12 protein-coding genes and 1 pseudogene are annotated in these 21,562 nt (G+C 34.9%); 6 read left to right on the forward strand and 7 right to left on the reverse strand.

Translation table 11 applies throughout. The annotated features are described in order from the left end of the window. The first annotated feature begins 120 nt into the window (after positions 1 to 120). The 4 genes from R2I74_RS04230 (at position 121) to bcp (ending at position 8,605) form a co-directional block, all read left to right on the forward strand. Positions 121 to 3,963, forward strand: a complete 3,843-nt coding sequence (locus R2I74_RS04230; RefSeq protein WP_316354131.1) for a pentapeptide repeat-containing protein — start codon at positions 121 to 123, stop codon at positions 3,961 to 3,963. A gap of 391 nt (positions 3,964 to 4,354) precedes the next feature. After that, positions 4,355 to 6,964, forward strand: coding sequence for an AsmA-like C-terminal region-containing protein (locus R2I74_RS04235; RefSeq protein WP_316354132.1), 2,610 nt, complete (start codon positions 4,355 to 4,357; stop codon positions 6,962 to 6,964). A 10-nt stretch (positions 6,965 to 6,974) separates the two neighbouring features. Continuing rightward, a complete protein-coding gene (locus tag R2I74_RS04240) occupies positions 6,975 to 7,964 on the forward strand; it encodes an LD-carboxypeptidase (RefSeq protein WP_316354133.1) in 990 nt (329 codons plus the stop codon). A gap of 173 nt (positions 7,965 to 8,137) precedes the next feature. Further along, positions 8,138 to 8,605: a thioredoxin-dependent thiol peroxidase gene (gene bcp / locus R2I74_RS04245; protein WP_316354134.1), complete on the forward strand. Its 468-nt coding sequence runs from the start codon at positions 8,138 to 8,140 to the stop codon at positions 8,603 to 8,605. Positions 8,606 to 8,926: 321 nt separating this feature from the next. Here the strand turns inward: bcp and recN are convergent, their stop codons facing one another. From recN to R2I74_RS04270, 5 genes and pseudogenes are all read right to left on the reverse strand, one after another. Beyond that, positions 8,927 to 10,579 (reverse strand): DNA repair protein RecN, encoded by a 1,653-nt coding sequence (gene recN, locus R2I74_RS04250; RefSeq protein WP_316354135.1) that lies wholly within the window; start codon positions 10,577 to 10,579, stop codon positions 8,927 to 8,929. After that, positions 10,580 to 11,326, reverse strand: a complete 747-nt coding sequence (locus tag R2I74_RS04255) for an outer membrane protein assembly factor BamD (RefSeq protein ID WP_316354136.1) — start codon at positions 11,324 to 11,326, stop codon at positions 10,580 to 10,582. It abuts the gene before it with no gap. Positions 11,327 to 11,519: 193 nt separating this feature from the next. Next, positions 11,520 to 12,935 (reverse strand): type I glutamate--ammonia ligase, encoded by a 1,416-nt coding sequence (glnA, locus tag R2I74_RS04260; RefSeq protein ID WP_316354137.1) that lies wholly within the window; start codon positions 12,933 to 12,935, stop codon positions 11,520 to 11,522. Between the two features lie 115 nt (positions 12,936 to 13,050). After that, a pseudogene (locus R2I74_RS04265) lies at positions 13,051 to 13,560 on the reverse strand (LysE family translocator); the annotation flags it as partial. 131 nt (positions 13,561 to 13,691) lie between these two features. Beyond that, complete coding sequence (locus R2I74_RS04270) at positions 13,692 to 14,864, reverse strand: multidrug effflux MFS transporter (protein ID WP_316354138.1); 1,173 nt, start codon at positions 14,862 to 14,864, stop codon at positions 13,692 to 13,694. An 875-nt stretch (positions 14,865 to 15,739) separates the two neighbouring features. Between R2I74_RS04270 and R2I74_RS04275 the strand changes: the two genes are divergently transcribed. Continuing rightward, a complete protein-coding gene (locus R2I74_RS04275; RefSeq protein WP_316352999.1) occupies positions 15,740 to 16,864 on the forward strand; it encodes an IS91 family transposase in 1,125 nt (374 codons plus the stop codon). Between the two features lie 330 nt (positions 16,865 to 17,194). On the opposite strand, the gene R2I74_RS04280 is transcribed toward R2I74_RS04275, so the two are convergent. After that, a complete protein-coding gene (locus R2I74_RS04280) occupies positions 17,195 to 18,001 on the reverse strand; it encodes an alpha/beta hydrolase (RefSeq protein WP_316354139.1) in 807 nt (268 codons plus the stop codon). Positions 18,002 to 18,071: 70 nt separating this feature from the next. Continuing rightward, positions 18,072 to 18,512: a single-stranded DNA-binding protein gene (ssb, locus tag R2I74_RS04285; RefSeq protein ID WP_316354140.1), complete on the reverse strand. Its 441-nt coding sequence runs from the start codon at positions 18,510 to 18,512 to the stop codon at positions 18,072 to 18,074. Positions 18,513 to 18,646: 134 nt separating this feature from the next. Between ssb and uvrA the strand changes: the two genes are divergently transcribed. Next, positions 18,647 to 21,517 carry an excinuclease ABC subunit UvrA gene (gene uvrA / locus R2I74_RS04290; RefSeq protein ID WP_316354141.1) on the forward strand — a complete coding sequence of 957 codons (2,871 nt, stop codon included), beginning with the start codon at positions 18,647 to 18,649 and terminating at the stop codon, positions 21,515 to 21,517. Positions 21,518 to 21,562: the final 45 nt, after the last annotated feature.

A 21,562-nucleotide genomic window follows, 5' to 3' on the forward strand; every position in this document is an offset into this window, starting at 1 on the left:
GACGGCTATTATTGAGGATTATATATTTATCCATACCCTATAACCCATATTCTCATTGATTGCTATCCCACAGGAACTACGGAAGAGCCGGATTTACCTCAGGTTACCAAGATTTTTCCCTTGTTACTAGATAAACCTGTAGTACTACAAGAAGTCTTTAATCAATTTCAAAAAGGTAACTACCCAGAAATGGTTAAAACGTTGCTGTCTAACGTTAAAGACAACCCAAATATCGAAAAATATTTCTCTGAAAACAGGGATCTGTTTGTTAATGTGTTAAATACAACCATTGAGCAAACTCCTGCTCTCAAAGGGATGGGACTTAAAGGAGAATTGTATGACATCGTACCAGCTCTGTTGAAACATCCAAAGGAACTGATCGAAATTATTGATGCTCAAAAAACTGGCAATTATACCGAGATCACTCAAAAATTTAGTGAATTGGCAAAAGATCCTGCGCTTAAAGGAACTCTTGCTAAAGCCGGAGTAGAGCTCACAGCAAAAGCGGTGGAAGCAACAATAGGAGTAAAAGTTACAGATGATATTGGTCGAATCTTTGGAATATTAATGGAAAATAACCAAGCTAAAGGAAAAGTTCAAGAAATTGTCGAAGCTTATCAACAAGGAAAATGGACTAATGTTGCCAAAGAAACATGTAGGTTACTCGAAAATCCTGAATTAAAACAATATATCGAAAACAATACGGAAAATTTAAAACAAATAGTGAATAAGGTAGTCGGTGAATTAAAGAAAGATCCGGAATCAGTGGTTTCAAAATATCTTGCTGGAGCTGATGTAGGGCAAATTGCTAACACTATATTACAAAATCCAGAACCAATGAGAAATTTAGTACAAGCATATGATGACGGTAATAAAACAGCGATGGCTCAACACGGAGCAAAAATTCTTGCTACTATAGCATATAATGACCCTACATCTGCATTAAATGTCACAGCTAATGTTGCCACACAAGGTGCACGAGCTTTATATAACTGGGCAACCGGAACTGGAAGTCAATCAGCTGAAGCAAAAGAACAACAACAAGCTTGGGTAGCGAATATTTTAAAAGACGTGGTTTATGCGTATCGAGATACTGAAGCGCCGCTAAAACTCAATGATTATCTAAAAAAGGATCTTGAATCTGAGCTAAAAGCAAATCCAAATTTAATGAATAGCTTATTGCAGAATATGACAATAGGTAAGAGCGTAGATGAAAAATTAAAACTAGAAAATCTAGTAATTGAAGGAAATAGTTTTACTAATTCCAAGCTAGAAAATGTCTCATTTAAGGACACAGAATTTAAAAATGTAGATTTTACTGGTGCATCTTTTAAAAATGTAAATTTATCCGAAGCAACTATAGATGCCGCTACTTTCAAAAGCATGCTAAATGAAGTAAAAGCAGGTCATATTTCTTTAAATGGTGCAAAAATAATTGGAGATTTATCCGGGATGGATTTATCCGGGCTAGCGTTAAACGGTGCTGATCTTAGCAAAGTAACTGGCATGCAAAATGTGAATCTAAAAGATACAAACATAACTGATGCTAAATTGCCAGAGAGTAAAGTGCTAGCGGATACTTATAACCTTGATAAGGCAGTTGTTACAAGTATAGCCGCTGATAATAAACCAATTACTCAATCTGCGATTGCTGCAGGTACAATTCCCCAGGAAACAATTCAAGCTCAACAAGATAAGTTTATTGATAAAGCAGTAGAGCAACTTTCCAGAGTTATTGAAGATAGGCATGAACCGGTAATGACCGATGCTCAAAAAACTGCTCTCAGCACTAATATCAAAGGACTTATTCGAGATGGTGGCACTGTTGGTGAGTATATAAAAAAGGGCTTGGAAGCAACCCCTGAAGATGTATTGAATAAAAAATTCCCAATTGATCCGAAAAGCATAACTCACGTTGCTGATTATGCTGGTAAAACCAATAATCTAATGACTATTCTTCTAGAAAATAAAACTAGTGATGTCGAAACAATTAAGGGGGTTATAACAGCTAATTATATAGCTGATAACGTAACCAAAGAATTATTCAAAGAAGGTGGTAATAGAGGTCAAGACGGTCTAACTATTAAACAAATAACACAGCAAGCAGTCACTAAGTTTATTCAAGAAAATCCCGAAGCTAAAACTGGGCTAATTAAATCTTTAGAAGAACCAGGACAAAAACTGATGAATAGCATTAGTGAAACGATAATAAATACCGCAGTAGAAAAAACCTGGGCAGGAACATTAAGACGAGATGAAGACAGAATTCAGCTCAAAACAAACATTCCAATTGCAGAGGTAGCAAATAAGGTCAAAAGCGAAATGAATTATGTTTGTGGTTCAAGTAAGTTCAATAAGCAAGAATTAGATAATATCGAAGCTATGGCAAGTAAAATTGGTACAGAGTTATTTGATGCAGGCTATGCTAGCAATCCTGGCAGAGTGAGTGATGTTAAGCTTATTGAGCAACAGTTAAAAGATACTTTTTATCAGGTTAAAGTAGAGAATAAAGTGGTTGATATCTCTGAGATGATAGATCAACATATGGATAAAATGGTTGGAACAAAACTGGATAGGGGAACTTTTTCTGATACTCCGGGAACAGGACTTGCTGGAATATATAGTGCACGAGATGCAGCACCTTATACTGCGGCTGGCAAGGTTACTGGTGGTATACAGCTTGATCACGCTGTAGTTGCCACGCTTGAAACCTCGATAAAAACAACCATCAAAGATGCGCTGCAATCATCTTCATTAGCAACACAAATCCCAACCCCAGAAATCCAAGGTACAACCCCAGAAATCCAAGGTACAACCCCGCCTCAAAAACAAGATATATCAGTTGTGAGTCAGGATTTAGTAAAAGAAACCCCGGCAATTAAAATACAACCCCAAATACCTATAGCTGATCCTGTGCAAAAGCAAGAATCCGTAAGCCAGAATATAGCAACTGAAGCTCCAGCACTCAGGATAAAGCCCGAGTTGGATGGTGTTGAGGCTATAGCAAAGACAATTGGTATAAAATTATTTGGCGCAGGTTACACTAGCAATGGTGGCAGAGTAAATGACGTTAAGCTTATTGAGAGTGGTTTAGAAGCTATTATTACTAAAATTGAAGGAGAGAATAAAGAAATAAATATCTCAAAGGTAATGACAGAAAAAAATGCAGAGCAGATTATTGAAACATTAGCAGAAAAGCTCACCACACAATATCGTGACAAAGGCTTACAAAGCACCTATGCTGGCTGGATTTCAGGTGGTAAACAACTTGACCAAGCTAAAATCGCCAGTAATGAATTTAAAACTTCAGCAACTGAAATAGTAAAAACTGCAGTAGAACCGCTATTATTAGCAGCACAAGCGCAAGAAATCAAAAATATTCCTGTAAGCCAGGATGTGGCGACTACAACTAGACAAGAACAATCAATAAGATCGGCACCCGATCCTTATCCGCTAAATCAGAAAGAGCACGAAGGTATAGAAACTATAGCCAAAATAATTAGCACAAATTTATTTAAATCAGAAGCAGAAGAAAATGGCGCAAGATTTAGTGACACCAAAATCATTGAAAATGCATTAAAAAATGTTATTCATCAGATTAAAATAGAAAATGAGGGAAAAGATATCTCAGAGGTAATGACCCCAAAAAATGCGCAGCAGATTATTAAAACATTAGCAAAAGAACTTGAACCGGAATTTCGTAAAAGTACAGAGGAGATTGTCGATCACAAGAATCGGAGCACTGGTGACATACAGCTTGATCAAGATAAAATCGTTACCGGTGATTTTAAAACTAAGTTACAAGAAAAAATAAGAACTTTAGTAGATCCAATATTAACGACAGCAAAAAACCTTGACGTTATACAAGAAGCTGTAAAAGGTATAACTAACCCAAAAATAGTACCTACAGAGAAACGTCCCGCTGTTACTCAGAAAGTTAATCAAGGTCATGGTGTGGGGTAGATGCTAGGTTGAAGAAAGAAGTGATTAACAAGACCATAGGCGTCAAGTTAAGAAAAAGAGACGAATAACAGTCAAGCTTTGAGGCTTTAACCAAGACAATCCTAGTAAAACGAATAATTATAACTGGATTGCTTCGATCATAAATGATCTCGCAATGACGGTTCGTGTCGTCTGAACTGCAGGTAAGTGAAGCAGTGCGCAACATCGTCATTGCGAAGGCTGAAGCCCGAAGCAATCCAGAAAATACGAAACATTGCACCTTGCTGGGCAATCCAGTGATAGATCCTTGTTTACTAGATTGCTTCGGCACGCCTCAAGCTCAGACGGTGGTAGGAGGCTCTAACTGACTAACGCCATATCAACCAGAATAGGTTATACAAGAGATCTAAATATGAAAAGAACAATTATAACATTAGTGGTATGTATAACATTGGTTGGTGGTCTGTTTGGAGCACTATTTTTTATTGATTATAAAAGTATTTGTGTAAATTTCTTAGCAAAACAAAAAACTGTAGAATTTGACAGTCAAGCCATTGGTAAGGTTAAATTGGTTGCACTTCCCTGGCCTACTTTAGTTATTGACACTATTGCAAATCAAGAATTGGAGTTACAAGATATAGAATTCAGGTTTTCTTTCATATCCTTACTAAAATTTCAACCAAAAATTAATTTTATTAAAATATCAAATGCAAAACTAAATTTACCTAATATCAAATTTAGCGTTAGTACTCATGATCGACTAATTACAAATTTAGTTAATTATGTGCAAAAGGATATTGACATTAATATTAACCATTTAACATTTATTGACCCAACTAATAACTCCATCATTAATATCGACAATTTTATAGGGGCTGCAGATAATAGTTTTAGTGGCAATATAGAAGAAATAGCATTTTCTGGATTTTTTCGTAGCACAACAGATTCATTGGATATAACACTTAACCTCAATACCCCTGGATATGAGCTGCAATTATCAGAAACATATAAAGACAACCGCCTATCTTCAGGTACCGTTACAGCTAAAATTAAGAGTTTACCGGAATTGATAAACTATCATTTACCAGATGCTAGTCCATTATTAGCTAAAATTACTCAAAATGAACCTATAGCCATAAATTTTGATATAGTGGCTGATGAAAATTTATTACAATTTAAGGCTATTAATATTAAAGCTAACTCTGTTATCGGCAGTGGTGAGATTACTTTAGCTAAGAATGATAATGCAACTAATGTAATAGCGCTGAAATTTGCAAAAATTGATCTCAAATCTTTATTAAGTCCATCAACAAATGATCAAAACACCAGCTATAAGAGTCAAGAAAGATTCATTTTTGCCAATAATTCTTTAAACGCAGTAATCGAGATTGATCAAATTATCTTAAGTAATGATGATATCATCAATCAGTTTAAATTAATTACAGATTTGCAACAAGGACAATTATTAATCAGTGATTTTTCTGGAATTATTGCCTCTGGTGGCAGATTCCAGCTAAATGGTATAGTCACTCAAAATAGTGTACGTAGCATATTTAATGGTAAATTTACATTGCAGCACAGTAATTTCAATACCATACTTTCTTTACTAGGTTGTACAAATGCTACTGTAGAAAGAGTTATACCATTTGCGCTATCAGCTGAGGTAAAATGCACCCCTATAGATTTATCACTACAAAATCTTCTACTAAAAACCAATGATCTTGAGATTACAGGTAGCATTTCCAGTAAATTTATTGGAGTCATACCGCGTATCAAATCATTTCTCCGCTTTTCACAGCTAGACTTAGATCAGACTCTATACCCTGTAATTACACCAATGTTAAATTTTGCTAAAAGCCTGACAGAAAACATGAAAGCAGCAGATTATTTAAGTAAATTTGTGCCAATTAGAGCCTTATCATATTTAGGGAACTTTGATGTTACTATTGACAATTTAAAACTTGCTCAAAAAGATTTGGGCTTAGCAAATATAGTGTTATCTATTACTCCAGCAAAAATTATAGTTAATAATTTATATACCAACAAAGGACAAGATTATATACGCGCTACTGGAAAGCTACTTACTGATGGCCTTAGTCCACAATTAGTAATACAAATCACTGATGCTGTAATCCCAGTGAGTTTTTTGTCTCCAGGATTTCTTCTTGAACTGCGTAACAATTTATTAAATAACTTCAGTCTGGATAAAATATTACTACAGCTAGATTGTTTTTTTTCCAAGATCTACCAAAATGATCTGGTTTTAGAAAAAGTAACATTCTCCACTAAAAACGACAATACTCTGTTTAAAATCCCTACCTTAAAAGCGCAACTTCTTAATGGAACTATAGAAGTGGAAGGTAGTGTGCTACTAGATCCGTATACCTGGAATTTAGTATATGCATTGAATACTATTGACGTGGCTGCATTATCAAAAATACTACCAGTTGGTTGGCTTAACTCTGATGGTTCTGCTAGTGTTAACGGTATGATTACTACTAATGGTGATAGTATAGAAAAATTGTTATATAATCTTTATACAAAATCTTCGTTTGTTGCTAAGAATGTAAAAATAAATAATTTCTCTATTGATACATTAATAGCAAATATAAGCCAACCTAACTATGATATAACTCAGTTCAAAACAGATCTGAATAATGCCTTATCTACTGGCCAAACACAAATCAACTCTCTCAGCAGTGATCTTGAATTAATTCAAGGAGTAGCAACTTTAAAAAACACAACATTACAAACCAAATATGCCAATGCAGCTGTTGTTGCGGCTATCAATATCTATGATTTACAACTGAATTTATCATCTCTATTCTCATTTTATGCATTTTCACCAGCTCCGAATGGTAGTAAGTACAATTCTTCTGTGCCAACATCATTAGGAATTAAGTCTGCTGGCACGATAATAGCTCCACAACTGACCGCTGATTCTACTTCATTGACTGAATTTTTACAAAAACAACAGATAAATAATAAAAATACTAATAATAACTCACCAACACAACAATAGCTCAATTAATATGTATTCAAGCTATAAAGCCCTTGTTTTTTTTGTGTTATTATTAATTACTAAGGTAGTCTTTGCTGATTTTCAGCAAGATAATGCAGACTTCCTTAGATTATTAAAAAACACACCAATTACTATAGTCGCTCCTGCATCTGGCACAGATGATGCCTCATTGGAGAAGTTACGCAATATTTCATCATTAAAATTACTGTTACCTAACAATTGTTTTGATGGATCAAAATCACTTTTTCATGCTCATACTGATCAAGTTAGGTTTGAATGTTTAAAAAATGCATTGTTTGATCAATCTTCACAGATAGTTTGGTGCTTGCGCGGAGGGTATGGTGCAGCAAAAATAATACCATTGTTAAAACGATTAAAAAAACCAGCTAAAGATAAGTGGCTTATTGGATTTAGCGATATTACGGTATTACATATTTTTCTGACTCAGGAGTGGGGATGGAAAACCATCCATGGAAATGGTATTGTCGAGATATTAAACCAAGACAAGAGACGAACGAATTTTACAAAAATAGCAGAAATAGTGAGTGGCAAAGTAAAGTCAGTTACTATCAAAGGATTGCTAGCGATTAATAGTTTGGCTGATGAGCAGAAGAAGCATGTCAAGGGGGTGCTTACTGGAGGTAATTTAACTATTGTTGAAACAAGTATTGGTACAGAGTGGCAAATAAAAACCTCCAATAAAATTCTTTTTTTAGAGGATGTAGGGATTAAGCCGTACCAGCTAGATCGAGCCTTAACTCATTTACTGCAGGCTGGTTTGCTAGTAGAAGTAAAAGCTATAATATTTGGTGCTTGTGGTAATGATGATCAAAATATAATGGCAGCGCTAAAAGATTTTGCTGCAACCGTAAATATTCCGATATTCAAGAGTAATAGATTTGGACATGAGCAAGTAAATGACCCTATAATTTATAATACTGAAACCAGGATTGTTACGACTAAGGATGGTAAGTTTGATTTAATAATAGACCTCTTTTGAAACTCTACTCCTGACGGTAACTGCTGCGTTGCTCCGGTGCTCAGATGCTCATGTACTATATGTACACTGCGCTCTTGCGCTCCGTTGCTCCTAGCATTTCCTCGTCAGGAGCGAGTTTCAAAAAAGGTCTAATAAATAACACCGGAATTGTTAATAAATAAAAAGGTAAAATTATGACGACATTAAATATTGATGATATAGCTCCGGATTTTACCATGCCAATCAAAGATGGTACAGAAATCACTCTGTCCAAATTGAAAGGTAAAATAGTAGTATTATATTTTTATCCTAAAGATGATACTCCAGGCTGCACACTGGAAGCACAAGCATTTAATCTTTTAAAGCCCGAATTTGCAAAAGCAAATGCAATAATTATTGGAATCTCCAAGGATAATATCAGTTCTCATAATAAATTTCAGGATAAATATTGTCTAAAATTTGATCTTGCTTCTGATGCTGACTCTGATACTTGTGAGCGTTATGGAGTATGGGTAGAGAAATCAATGTATGGTAAAAAATATATGGGAATCAATCGAACAACTTTTCTTATTAATCAAACTGGTAAGATCAAGCATATCTGGCCTAAAGTATCAATAAATGGTCATGCCCAAGAAGTATTGGATTTTTGCAAAACTTTATAAAATAGACCTCCCTCACAAACTCTCTATTTTAACTCAATAACACTCACATTTCGAAAAGAGGTCTAAGAAGGTAGATGTAAACAAAACGTTAATTGAATTTTTGCCTATTTTCTTATCTTTCTACGCCAAATTTTATTCTAATAAAGCCACTATTATCATAAAATTTGCCTTGAAATATAAAAAATATCCTAAAAATCATCTTAACGTTTTGTTTACATCTACCCTCTCAGACGATTGAGTGTCAATTTTCCTTAACTTGACGCTTATGGTTTGTTGAACGTTCTCAAAAACGTCCACAATAACATGATCTATTGCTAGAATTTAACGAGTGTATGCAAGTAAATCCTGTGCTGCCTTAACACTATTTTCAGTAATTGTTTTACCGGCAATCATTTGTGCCAGCGCTTGTATTCTTTCTGGTTCGGTAAGGATACGAACAATAGCCTTTGTTTGTTCATTGAGGTGTATTTTACTGACTAAAAGATGTTGATCTGCTTTTGCAGCTACCTGAGGCTGGTGAGTGATTACTATAACTTGAGAAACTTTGGCTAATTGTTTTAAACGATTACCGATACTATCTGCCACTATACCGCTAACGCCAGTATCAATTTCATCAAAAATTACTAATGGTATCGCATCATTAGTTACAAGAGTTGATTTTAATGCCAACATAAAACGTGATAATTCTCCACCTGAAGCAATCTTATCTATTGCAATATATGGCATTCCTGGGTTAGTAGAAGCGGTGAACCGCACTTCATCAATACCGGTAACATCAGCTATCGGTTTAATAGTAAGCTCTACCTTGAATAACACTTTCTCCATTTGTAACAGCGCCAGCTCCTGTTGTATACTTGCTTCCAGTGCTAAGGCTACTGCTGCACGTTTTGTGGATAGTGTTTTGGCTAGATCTAAATATTTACTTTCTAGTGTTTTAAGTTGTTCATGCAAGTTGCTACTATTAGCCATTTTTTGCTGTAACCCTAATAATTTTAATTTTGCATTTACAAGAAAATCAGGCAATTGATTACCTGATGATACTCCATATTTACGCACTAGCCCTTTGATGGTAAATAACCTTTCTTCTATTGTATCAAGGTTGTGCTCGTCAACTGATAGATTAGCGATAATATCTTGTAATTGTTGTTTGGCTTCTGCCAGATTATTGTCAGCTTCTTCTAATTGTTGACGGATATTGAAAAAACGCTGATCTTCTTGGTTGATACGACTAATAATGCGGTTAGCACGACTAATTGCTTGAGATAGTTCTGGAGTTTCCAGCTGTGATAAAAGATCAAAAAGCAGTTGTAGCTCCTTATCTCGATTTTGTAAGCTACGTCTTAAATCAGCCAGATGCTCCTCTTCATCAATTTCAATGTTTATTGTTGATAATTCATCAGTAATAAATTGCAAATAATCAATTTCATGCAGGGCTTCTTGTTGCTGATCAGAGATTTCTCTAAGCTGAGATTTTATATTATGTAACTTATTATATTCACTGGCCAGTGTTTTACGTAAATCAGTAAGATTACCGTAATCATCAAGATGATTTATGTGTGACGATGATTTTAGTAAAGCAGTATGAGTATTCTGCCCATGTAATTCAAATAAAATATCAGCAATCATAGTTACAGTTTTAGCAGTAACTATTTGATCATTGATTAAAAATTTTTTACGATTATCTAATGTTTGGCTACGCCTTATTACCAGCTCATCTTCACTTTCAATTTGCAGCTGCAGCAATAGCTCTTTAATGTTTTTAGATAATGCAAAGCTAGCAATAACAGTGCAAGAATCAGCGCCATGTCTAATGATATTATCAGTTGACTTACCATTCAAACAAAAAAGCAATGCTTTTAACAGAATAGATTTACCGGCGCCAGTCTCACCTGTGATTACGCACAATCCTGACTGAAATTCAAGATCTAACTCTTCTATCAAGATAAAGTTTCTAATAGAGAGGTTATAGAGCATTTATTTTTCCTTAGTTACCAAAGCATAGGCATGCTTATACCACGTACTTGCTGGATAATTATGTCCTAGTACCGCAGCATATTTTTTAGCATCCTCATTTAATCCAAGTGATTTATAACCTAAAACCAGACGATATAGAGCTTCGGAAGTATGAGAGGTAGTTTGATATTGCTCTATTACATTTTGGAATCTGAGAATGGCTGCAATCGGGTTCTTAATGCGTAAATAATAGCGCCCTACTTCCATCTCTTTTCCAGCGAGATGATCATTTACCAGATCAATTTTTAATGCTGCATCTATAGCGTATTTAGTTCCAGGAAAACGTTGGATCACATCATCAAAACTTGCCTTGGCTAGGCTTGTTCTAGATTGATCAAGGTGGACGTTGGAAATTTGCATATAATACGATAATCCTTTAAGATAATATGCATATGCGATGTCCAGGTTCATTGGATGTAATTTGATAAACGTATCTAATACATCAACAGCTTCTTCATATTCGGTTGCTAAAAACAAAGAATAAGCATGCATCAACTCGGCTTGTGGTGTAACTAAGTTTCCTGGATGCTGTAAAAACACTTTGCCAAATTCGTTGGCGGCATCATTATATTTATTCTTCTCCAATAGAACCAAAGCATTACCATATAGTTCTGCAGCAGGAACAATAATGTCGTTATCTTTTTTTTTGCTTTTACAACCAATAAGTAATAACCCTAATATGAATAGGTAAGAAAATTTCATCTTCATCACTGTATAACGCTCTCCTAAGTATCTTTAGCCATATTTATACACGAGATGAATAACTTCAGACAAGAAAAATTTAACTTGACTGTAATCTCGCCAAAAAATGGTGAGATTACAGATGAAAATATCGATGATTATTAGTTTGTTTACATCTACCCTCTAAAAATTTAAATATTGTCACATATTGAACGCTAATTTAGTTATTATAATAATAACTAAATTCCAATGGATGAGGGAATTGCTCGATGGCAGTCACTTCTTTCCATTTCATCTCTAAATAGCTCGCTAATAGTTCCTTACTAAAAACTTCTCCAATCAATAAATAATTATTATCCTGCTCTAAAGCAACTAGAGCTTCTCTTAGCGAACCTGCTACGCTTGGCAATGTTTTGGCAATCTCTTTATCTTCAAATAAATCTTCATTATGGCTTTCTCCTGGATGAATTTTATTTTGAATACCATCAATACCAGCCATAATCATTGCAGCAAAGGCCAAATAAGGATTAGCAGTTGGATCAGGAAATCTTATTTCCACCCGTTTTGCATTAGGTGAATTTTCAACCGGTATTCTGCAAGCAGCTGATCTATTACGCATGGAATAAGCACAAATTACCGGCGCCTCAAAACCTGGCACTAAACGCTTATAGCTATTGGTGGTCGGGTTAGTAAATGCATTTAAACTTTTTGCATGTTTTAAAATACCACCAATATAATATAGTGCTATTTCAGATAGGCCTGCATATTCCATACCTGCAAATAAGGAATTACCATTAAGCCATAATGATTGATGAACATGCATCCCAGAGCCATTATCAGCAAATACTGGTTTTGCCATAAAACTTGCTGTCTTACCACAACTACGAGCCACATTACGAACCACATATTTATAAATTTGTATTGCATCAGCACTATGTAATAACGACCTATATTTAATACCGATCTCATGCTGAGCTGGCGCCACCTCATGATGATGTTTTTCTACCTCCAACCCCATCGTTTGCATATCTATTAACATTTTAGAACGCATATTGTGCATCGAATCCAATGGTGCTACTGGAAAATAACCACCTTTGGCCTTTGGCCGGCATCCATGATTATTATCTGTCATAGCACCATTATTATGAGTAAATTCATCAGATTTGATATTATAGAAACAATGCTCAGCATTTGACTGAAAATGAACACTATCAAAAATAAAAAATTCTACTTCTGGACCAAAGTAGGCAGTGTCTGCAATCCCAGTTTGTTGTAGATATTTTTCGGCTTGTTTTGCGACATAGCGCGGATCTTTTTTATACGGCAATAAATTTAATGGATCAAATACATCACATGTAACAATCACTGTAGCTACATCTGCAAATGGATCAATTGCGATGTTATCCAGGTTTGGTGATATATCTGGTATTAACAACATATCTGACTGATTAATAGCACACCAATATTGAATTGAGGAGCCATCAAAAAAGATACTACCATTTAGTAATTCTTCATTAATCATCGATACTGGATAAGTTATATGGTGCCATACACCATGTAAATCAGTGAAACGAAAATCGACAAAATAGATTTGATGTTGTTTAAGGTAGTTTAAAAAGTTCTGATAGTTGGCCATAGATCCTCTATGTATTAAATTGGAATTTAATAGTTATATATCAAAAAAACTTTAAGAAATAATTAGCAACATCAGAAATTTTATAAAAATTTATTTAATAGCTACATTTCAACACTTAAATTATGCTGCTGATAATACTCCATGCCCCAAATCCAGCAAGAATCAAGGCCGACAAGTAACGAATACGAGTCATAGAATTTTCTGATAAATGAATTTTTACTTTTATTATAATCAGACCCAGTGTCAACCACCATGCCATTGAGCCAATTACTATACCTACAACCATAATGATTGCTTTGTTGGTGTTAACATCTCTATCTGCAAATCCGGCAAATATAGCGATAAAACTTAGTATGGTCATGGGATTGGAAATGTTAAGGCAAAAAGTCTGTATTACCAATTTAATGAATTTTTTATAGTGATTGGAAATTACGCTATTATAAATATGCTGTACCTTAAATTCTTTAAAAGCCAGATATAATAAAAATATTCCACCAATTTTTTTAATCAAGTTAGCTCTTTCAAGTAAGAAATTTGAAATTACCGCTAATCCTGCTGCTCCAATAAAAGCATAAATACCATCTGCGATTGCGGCGCCTATTCCTACAGCAACAGCGCCGATAAATCCACGCTCTAGAGTTTACGGATACAAAACATACCTATAGGACCTACCGGAGCTGCAACGGCTATTCCTATGGCTATAAATATTAACAACTCAATTAACATTTCATTCTAGGCCTTATAGACAATAATTTTTTACGGCTTAACAAGATGAAAAAACATATTTCTCTTTAGATGAATTATAAATAATATAATAAATATCGTTGTTATAATAATTACATGAGCAAATGTTGCTGGTGTGCCATCATAAGAGTAGCTGGCTATCCAAGTAAGAGTAGAGCACAACACATAGCGCATACTCATGATTGCAGATGAAGCTGTACCTTTGAGTTCAGGAAATATCTCAATTGAACGCACAAAAATTATAGGATAAAAAATAGCTGCTCCAATACCACAAATACTGAGGCTGAAAGTTACAACATAAGGTGAATTGGCAAACAAAGTCATAATTGAGCCAATAATATATAAAACTAAACCTAAATAAATCGCGTTTATTGTACCAAGTTTCTTGATTAGCCACCCTGAGCCTAGGCTGACAATCGCAAAAACTGCAATAACTACTCCCTGATGTAGAGTATAATTTAACATACCAAGCTTAAATGTCTGCATATATAAAAATGGCGAGATAGCAATAAAAGCCATATAAACACCATAACATAAACTTGGAACCGCCGAAGCGCTGAGGAAGATAGGATTAGTTAATAATGTCTTGTAATCTACAAAAATAGATTTAATATCGAGAGGCGTTTGTTTCTTTAATGTTTCCGGCAAGAAAAAATATAACAATATTAAAGAAATTAAACATATAATGGCAACACAAGCATAATTTCCACGCCAGCCAATTTCCTTATTAATAAACCCTCCGATTATTGGTGCTAACGCCATTATAGTAGTAAAAATAGCATTCATTATTCCATATAATTGTGTGGCTTTATCAATACCATAGCTGTCGGCAATAATTGCCGATACCACTACAGCAGAAGTTGCAGCACCTATACCCTGGATAAATCTAGCCATTAATAATCCTTCAATAGAAGGAGCAAAGACACAACCTATAGCACCAATTGCTAAAATTACATTGCCAATTAGCATGATTTTACGACGTCCATAACTTTCTGATAATGGCCCATAAATTAATGCTGCAAGACAAAAGCCAAATAAATTATAAGTAATAGTCAGTCCTACCATAGAATATGGAACTTGCAACTGTTCAGCAATATCTAGAAAACTAGGAGCAGATATCTCTAATTCAATACAACTGTTAATAAGCGCTACTATCAATAAAAATGGTAAATATTGTGCCTTCATGAATAAATCATCTTTAAACTCCAGTAATATTTAATTTAGACTTCTTACAAACGAGGGTGTTCAATGAACTGTATCAATTAAAGTAAGGCTCGTCATTGCGAGCCGAAGGCGAAGCAATCCAGAAAGTGAAACGACTATTTAACTTGGATTGCCACGACCACTATCGTGGTCGGTCTCGCAATGACCAATGACGGCTCGTGTCGTCTCTTTTTCCTTAACTTGACGCGTATGGTTCATTGAACACTCTCACTCTTCCTGCTAAAGATGGTATTTCTATGGCAAAACCATTAAATACCCAAATTACAAATAAGAAAATGATGCTTATCTTCTTCATATTAACTTAACTGCCTTAAGCGGATAATTTTAATTATATCGTGTTTCTTCATATTTCCCAAAGATTAACTAAGAATTTCTTGCCTTTAATGTAGCCAGCAAGTCAGTTTAGCAAGAAGTCCATTATATAATACTTGGCTGAATTACTAGAGTAATATGACATTACTTTGTAGCAGAATAGGTTATGTTAGGATCAAGAGTAATTGAATATATAAAATTAAGTAATTCTCAGAGGTCAACATCGAAAATATTTAGAATCTATAAAACATAGAGCACGATAATCTTGTCTATACTTAACGAGTCAGGTATAGAGATGAGTATAATCAAGGATAAAGGCTGGGGAAAGAGGGGCGAAGTTTTTAAAGGACACAAAAGTGGTAAATACTATCAAAGAATCAAGATAAGCCACCTATCGGTGGCAGCTTAGCTTTTTACATCTCTTGCCAACTTCTGTTATCAAAGGTAATATGCAAGTCATTACAAATAATCAGAGTAAAAGATGGAAATAATCGGTAAAGGAATCTCTATAAAACATATTTTTCTTGATCGGGGTAATTGGCGTCGATTTCACTGAAAAATATAGCGAGCTGAGGTATGGTATTATCTTTAACGTTACTAAAGTTATATTGTGCGGAACGAAATATTTAGGATTTAAGAGTTATAGCTGCCCTACATGTGATCACGGTAAATCAGTAGTATTTAGTTGTAAAGGTAGATTTTGTTCTCGTTGCGGTAAGAAGCAAACAGATCAATGGATAAGTAAAGCTACCAATGTTCTACCAAAGACACGTTGGCAGCACATTACATTTACAATGCCCGACTCATTATGGCCAATATTTTGGCTTAATCGCAATCTGTTTGGATTAATTTCTGCTGTTGCCGCCGGAATTATTAAGGAAATAGCAACAAAGAAAAAGATTGTAGTCGCTATATTTACTGCCCTGCACACCTTCGGTAGAGATTTAAAACGTAATGTTCATATCCATTTATCGGTTACTTGCGGCGGTATAGATAGCAAGGGTAATTGGCGTAAATTATTTTTCCCTGCCGAGCCTATTAAAAAAATGTGGAGACATAGAATTCTTGAGTTATTTCGCTCAGAATACGCCTCAAGTAATTTGAAATTACCGTCGAAATATCAAAATGATGGCGATTTTAACAACTGGATGATCGGCCTATATGAAATCAGTTGGTATGTTTATTTGCAAAAACCATCAGACGATCATAAACGCAACATAAACTATTTAGGGCGATATATAAAACGACCTCCTATTTCTGAGGCAAGAATAGAGGAATATGATGGACTGCAAGTAACGTTTAGATTTCTTGACCACTACAATAACACGATTGATCACGTCACAATGCCTGTACTGCAGTTTATATCTAGCCTGATTATGCACATACCCGATCGTTATTTTCGAATAATAAGGTACTACGGCTTTTTATCTAACAGAACTAGAGGAATACAACTACCTATTGTATATAAGGCGATAAACCAAATTATACCTAAGAAAATCAAGTCATTGAACTGGAGATTAATGATTTGGTTAAACTTTAAAAAAGATCCGTTATCTTGTCCAAACTGTAATCAATTTATGAGCCTGAGACAGGTTTATTACGGTTTATCTCCACCCTTGTTATTAGTGAAGATCAATGAATTATTGTGAACGCCTCGGTGATATTCATATGGTGAACCGTTGCTTCACGCCACGTTAATATAATTTTAAAAAATTGGCCTATTTTGAGATAGATTTTAAGAGAAGATTTTTATACAAGTGTCAATAATTTCTAATATCACAATTTAACAACCAAATTTTTAAAGAAAATTTTAAAATTTTCAAAAAAATATTTTTGGTAAAATTTTTGAAATTCCTATACTACTAGAACAATTTTGTGAGTGTCGATTCACGATCTTTCGGTTGTCTGATTTTATATACACCGGTGTCATTCTTGCCTTAAACTTAGAATGACATCGAGTACATTTAAAAACCACTCACCTAATTTTTATAACATGTTAATGGCATGTTCAAGATATAATCCCAAGTAGCTTCCCATCCCTTAGTATGCTGTGCCACATCAAAAATATGCTGATGCACACAAGTGGAACCACTAGCCTGAACAAATTTATCAGCTATAAAAGGAGGCACTGTAGTATCTTTTCCTCCGGATATATGTAACTGCGGTATATTACGTATTTTTGTTGCATAATCAATAGGATTGAGTGAACCTAGCATTGGAGTAGTATTATGATATTTGTTAAAGCCAATATGATCGAGATTTCCTGAAATAGTAATAATGTCCTTGACCAACTTATTTCTAGCAGCAATTAATACTGCGATGCCACCACCACCTGAGTAACCAACTAAACTAAATGGCAACTCATTATTAGTAACATTGATGACTTTATCCAAGGAAGTCACCACTTCATCAGACATTCTTAAATTAGTCCAATAAGACTGATTACAGTTTGGATTCAAATTCATAGGGGTAAATTGGCATGGACGTGCTATATACACAACATTAGGTCTATTATCTAAAGCAGCCAGCTTTAATAACATTGGACGTACAGGAGTTGGATTATCAGAAATACTATAGCGTCCCATAAAAGCTAAACCATCGCCTTCAATATAAAATACGTATGGTAAGTGTTTATTACTGATTCTTTGATAAGTAGTAATCCAGAAATTACCACCCTTGACTAATTTTTTGGTAAAGCCATTTGAATTACCAACAAAATCCGAATCAATATTTCTGGTTATAACATTAGTAGTATGGCAAGCAGACAACAGCATGCTGCCAATCATTAAGGTGATAAATATCCTTAATGATTTATTAAGAAAGCTAGAGGCGCTCGCGTGAAATAACGAGTATATATTAAAAAGGTATTTCATCATCAAGCTCACTATGATCAAAATTGCTATTATTATTCTTTACTGATACTGACTCCGGGCTATTACCAGGATTCTTAGCATCAAGCAAAATCAGATTAGCATTAAAATTTTGTAAAACAATCTCAGTAGTATATTTTTCCTGGCCAGCTTGATCAACCCACTTACGCGTTTGTAAACTACCTTCTATATATATTTTACTGCCTTTTTTTACATAATTCTTGATAATACCAACTAACCCCTCATTAAATACTACAATACGGTGCCATTCCGTTTTTTCTTTGCGTTCACCAGTAGCACGATCTTTCCAGGATTCACTAGTTGCAAGGCTTAAAGTTATTATTTCCTTGCCTTCACTAGTAGACCTTACCTCTGGATCACGCCCTACATTACCAATTAATATAACCTTATTTAAACTATTAACCATAAATTTATATCGACCCAATAAAAAATTAGCTATCTAAACTATTAGCAAACAACTATATTATTTTTAATAGCTATTGCAATAGTAAAAGAAATTCTCCTATAATGCCATAGGTTTTTTAACTACCAATTCAAGTTATGCAAGAATATATCAAAGTACGTGGAGCAAAGCAACATAACCTTAAAGATGTTAATGTTGATATTCCACGTAACCAACTAGTTGTAATTACCGGACTTAGTGGATCTGGGAAATCTTCACTTGCATTTGACACTATTTATGCAGAAGGACAAAGGCGATATGTTGAAAGCTTATCTTCATATGCCAGACAATTTCTCCACCTGCAAAATAAACCAGATGTTGAATCAATCACCGGCTTATCCCCAGCCATTGCCATTGATCAAAAAACCACTTCTAGGAATCCTCGTTCCACAGTAGGAACTATCACTGAAATTTATGATTATCTGCGGTTATTATATGCCAGAATCGGTATACCTTATTCTCCGGCAACAGGATTGCCCATAAAAAGTCAAACTATCTCCGAAATGGTGGATATAGTGCATAACTTGCCACCAGGAATCAAGCTTTATATTTTGGCACCAATTGTTAGATCACAAAAAGGCGAATTTCGTCATGAAATGTTAACTCTGAAGAAGCAAGGGTTTCAGCGATTAATCATTGATGGCATAGTATACAATATTGATGAATTACCCAAACTTGATAAAAACAAAAAACATAATATTGAGGTAATTATTGATAGAATTATGGTAGCAGATGATCTTGGTAACAGAACAGCTGATAGTATTGAATTAGCGCTGAAACTTGCAGATGGGATAATTTGTATTGAGATTGTTGAAGCGCCAGAACGTATGGATGGATCACAAAATTTAGCTGAGTATACTCAAGGCGATAGGATAATTTTTTCTGAAAAATATGCTTGTCCTATTTCTGGATTCCAAATTGCTGAAATTGAACCACGTATTTTTTCATTCAATAGTCCATTTGGTGCTTGTACCCACTGCGAAGGTTTGGGTAAGGAAATGTTCTTTGATCAAGAATTGATAGTGCCAAATCCAGCCTTAAGCATTAAGAGTGGTGCTATTGCTCCGTGGGGGAAAGAACTATCCAAAATTTTCTTGGATACTATTACCGGCTTAGCCAATCATTATCAATTTTCAGTAGATACACCTTTTGCCAATTTACCTGAAAATATCAAAAAAATGCTATTTTATGGTTCTGATGGCGAAATAATTAATTTTAAATATTATGATGGTGTCAAGTCACAACTAGTAGCTCAACCTTTTGCTGGCATTATCCCTAGCCTAGAGGAAAAATATCGTAAAGCTGATTCCGCTTGGCTAAAAGAAGATCTGATAAAGTTTAAAACTGAATATAATTGCAGCATTTGCAATGGCTACCGATTAAAAGCAGAATCTTTATGCATAAAAATAGCTGATCTAAATATTGGCCAAGTTACCAAGATGACTATAGTTGAAGCTAAACACTGGTTTGGGCAGCTGGAATTCAAATTAAGTAGCAAACAATTATTTATTGCAGAGCAAATTTTAAAGGAAATCTCTGAGCGATTAACATTTTTGTTAAATGTTGGACTTGACTATCTGAATCTATCACGAGAATCCGGGACTTTATCAGGTGGTGAGAGTCAGCGTATACGTCTAGCATCGCAAATAGGTTCAGGTTTAAGTGGTGTGCTATATGTACTTGATGAACCATCAATCGGCCTGCATCAGCGTGACAATGCCAGATTGATTGCTACTCTTAAAAATCTTCGTGATCTTGGTAATACGGTACTGGTGGTAGAACATGATGAAGAAACCATGATTGAATCTGATTATATTATTGATGTCGGTCCTGGAGCTGGTATTCATGGTGGGCATATAATTACCCAAGGTACTATTGAAACAATCAAGGCTTGCACTGCTAGCATTACTGGACAATATTTAAGCCGACAAAAATACATAGCTACAAGAATTAGCAACAATATTAATCGTCACGATAAAACTATAGAATTACTAGGTGCCACCTCCAATAATTTACAAAATGTTAATCTTACCATTAAACTGGGTACTTTTACGGTAATTACTGGGGTTTCAGGTAGTGGTAAATCAAGCTTGATTATCCATACACTTTATAAAGCAGCATTAAAATATTTGGAACCCACTGCCAAAATCCACCCAGGACATTATGAAGTGATTAAAGGGCTGGAACATGTAGATAAAGTTATTGATATTAACCAATCTCCTATAGGCCGTACACCAAGGTCTAACCCAGCTACTTACACTGGTGCCTTTACCTTTATTCGAGATTGGTTTACTGATCTGCCAGAGTCGAAAGCGAGGGGTTATAAGGTCGGTCGATTCTCGTTTAACGTCAAAGGTGGACGATGTGAGGTATGTCAAGGAGACGGAGTAATTAAAATAGAAATGCATTTTTTGCCAGACGTGTATGTTAAATGCGACGGATGTAATGGTCATCGCTACAATCGAGAAACACTGGAAGTCAAATATAAAGATAAATCGATCTCTGATGTTTTAGAAATGACCGTTGAAGATGCAATGAATTTTTTTGAAAAAGTACCAGCGATATATGAAAAACTATCCACTTTAAACGAAGTGGGACTAGGCTATGTTAAAATTGGTCAATCAGCTACCACATTATCAGGTGGAGAAGCTCAGCGCATAAAACTGGCAAAAGAATTATCAAAACGCTCTACTGGTAAGACCTTATACATATTAGATGAACCAACTACAGGTTTACATATTGACGATATCAGCAGATTACTTAAAATTTTGTATAAATTGGTTGATATGGGTAATACTGTGCTAGTGATAGAACACAATATGGATGTAATCAAAACTGCTGATCATATTATTGACATTGGTCCAGAGGGAGGAGACAAGGGTGGTAAGATTGTGGCTACTGGTACTCCAGCTGAAATTGCCGCTTGTGCTGAGAGCATTACCGGGCAATATTTGAAACATTATTTATAAAATATAGAATACATCCAGCACAAGCTTAACTTCATATTCATCCGT

It is taken from the genome of Candidatus Trichorickettsia mobilis (genome assembly GCF_963422225.1).
Taxonomy (GTDB): domain Bacteria; phylum Pseudomonadota; class Alphaproteobacteria; order Rickettsiales; family Rickettsiaceae; genus Trichorickettsia; species Trichorickettsia mobilis_B.

What these genes read in the sequence shown, in the direction of transcription:
- R2I74_RS04235 (WP_316354132.1), top strand. Translation starts at nt 4,355, where the DNA reads ATGAAAAGAACAATTATAACATTAGTGGTATGTATAACATTGGTTGGT.
- R2I74_RS04240 (WP_316354133.1), top strand. Translation starts at nt 6,975, where the DNA reads ATGTATTCAAGCTATAAAGCCCTTGTTTTTTTTGTGTTATTATTAATT.
- bcp (WP_316354134.1), top strand. Translation starts at nt 8,138, where the DNA reads ATGACGACATTAAATATTGATGATATAGCTCCGGATTTTACCATGCCA.
- recN (WP_316354135.1), bottom strand. Translation starts at nt 10,579, where the DNA reads ATGCTCTATAACCTCTCTATTAGAAACTTTATCTTGATAGAAGAGTTA.
- R2I74_RS04255 (WP_316354136.1), bottom strand. Translation starts at nt 11,326, where the DNA reads ATGAAGATGAAATTTTCTTACCTATTCATATTAGGGTTATTACTTATT.
- glnA (WP_316354137.1), bottom strand. Translation starts at nt 12,935, where the DNA reads ATGGCCAACTATCAGAACTTTTTAAACTACCTTAAACAACATCAAATC.
- R2I74_RS04270 (WP_316354138.1), bottom strand. Translation starts at nt 14,864, where the DNA reads ATGAAGGCACAATATTTACCATTTTTATTGATAGTAGCGCTTATTAAC.
- R2I74_RS04280 (WP_316354139.1), bottom strand. Translation starts at nt 18,001, where the DNA reads ATGATTGGCAGCATGCTGTTGTCTGCTTGCCATACTACTAATGTTATA.
- ssb (WP_316354140.1), bottom strand. Translation starts at nt 18,512, where the DNA reads ATGGTTAATAGTTTAAATAAGGTTATATTAATTGGTAATGTAGGGCGT.
- uvrA (WP_316354141.1), top strand. Translation starts at nt 18,647, where the DNA reads ATGCAAGAATATATCAAAGTACGTGGAGCAAAGCAACATAACCTTAAA.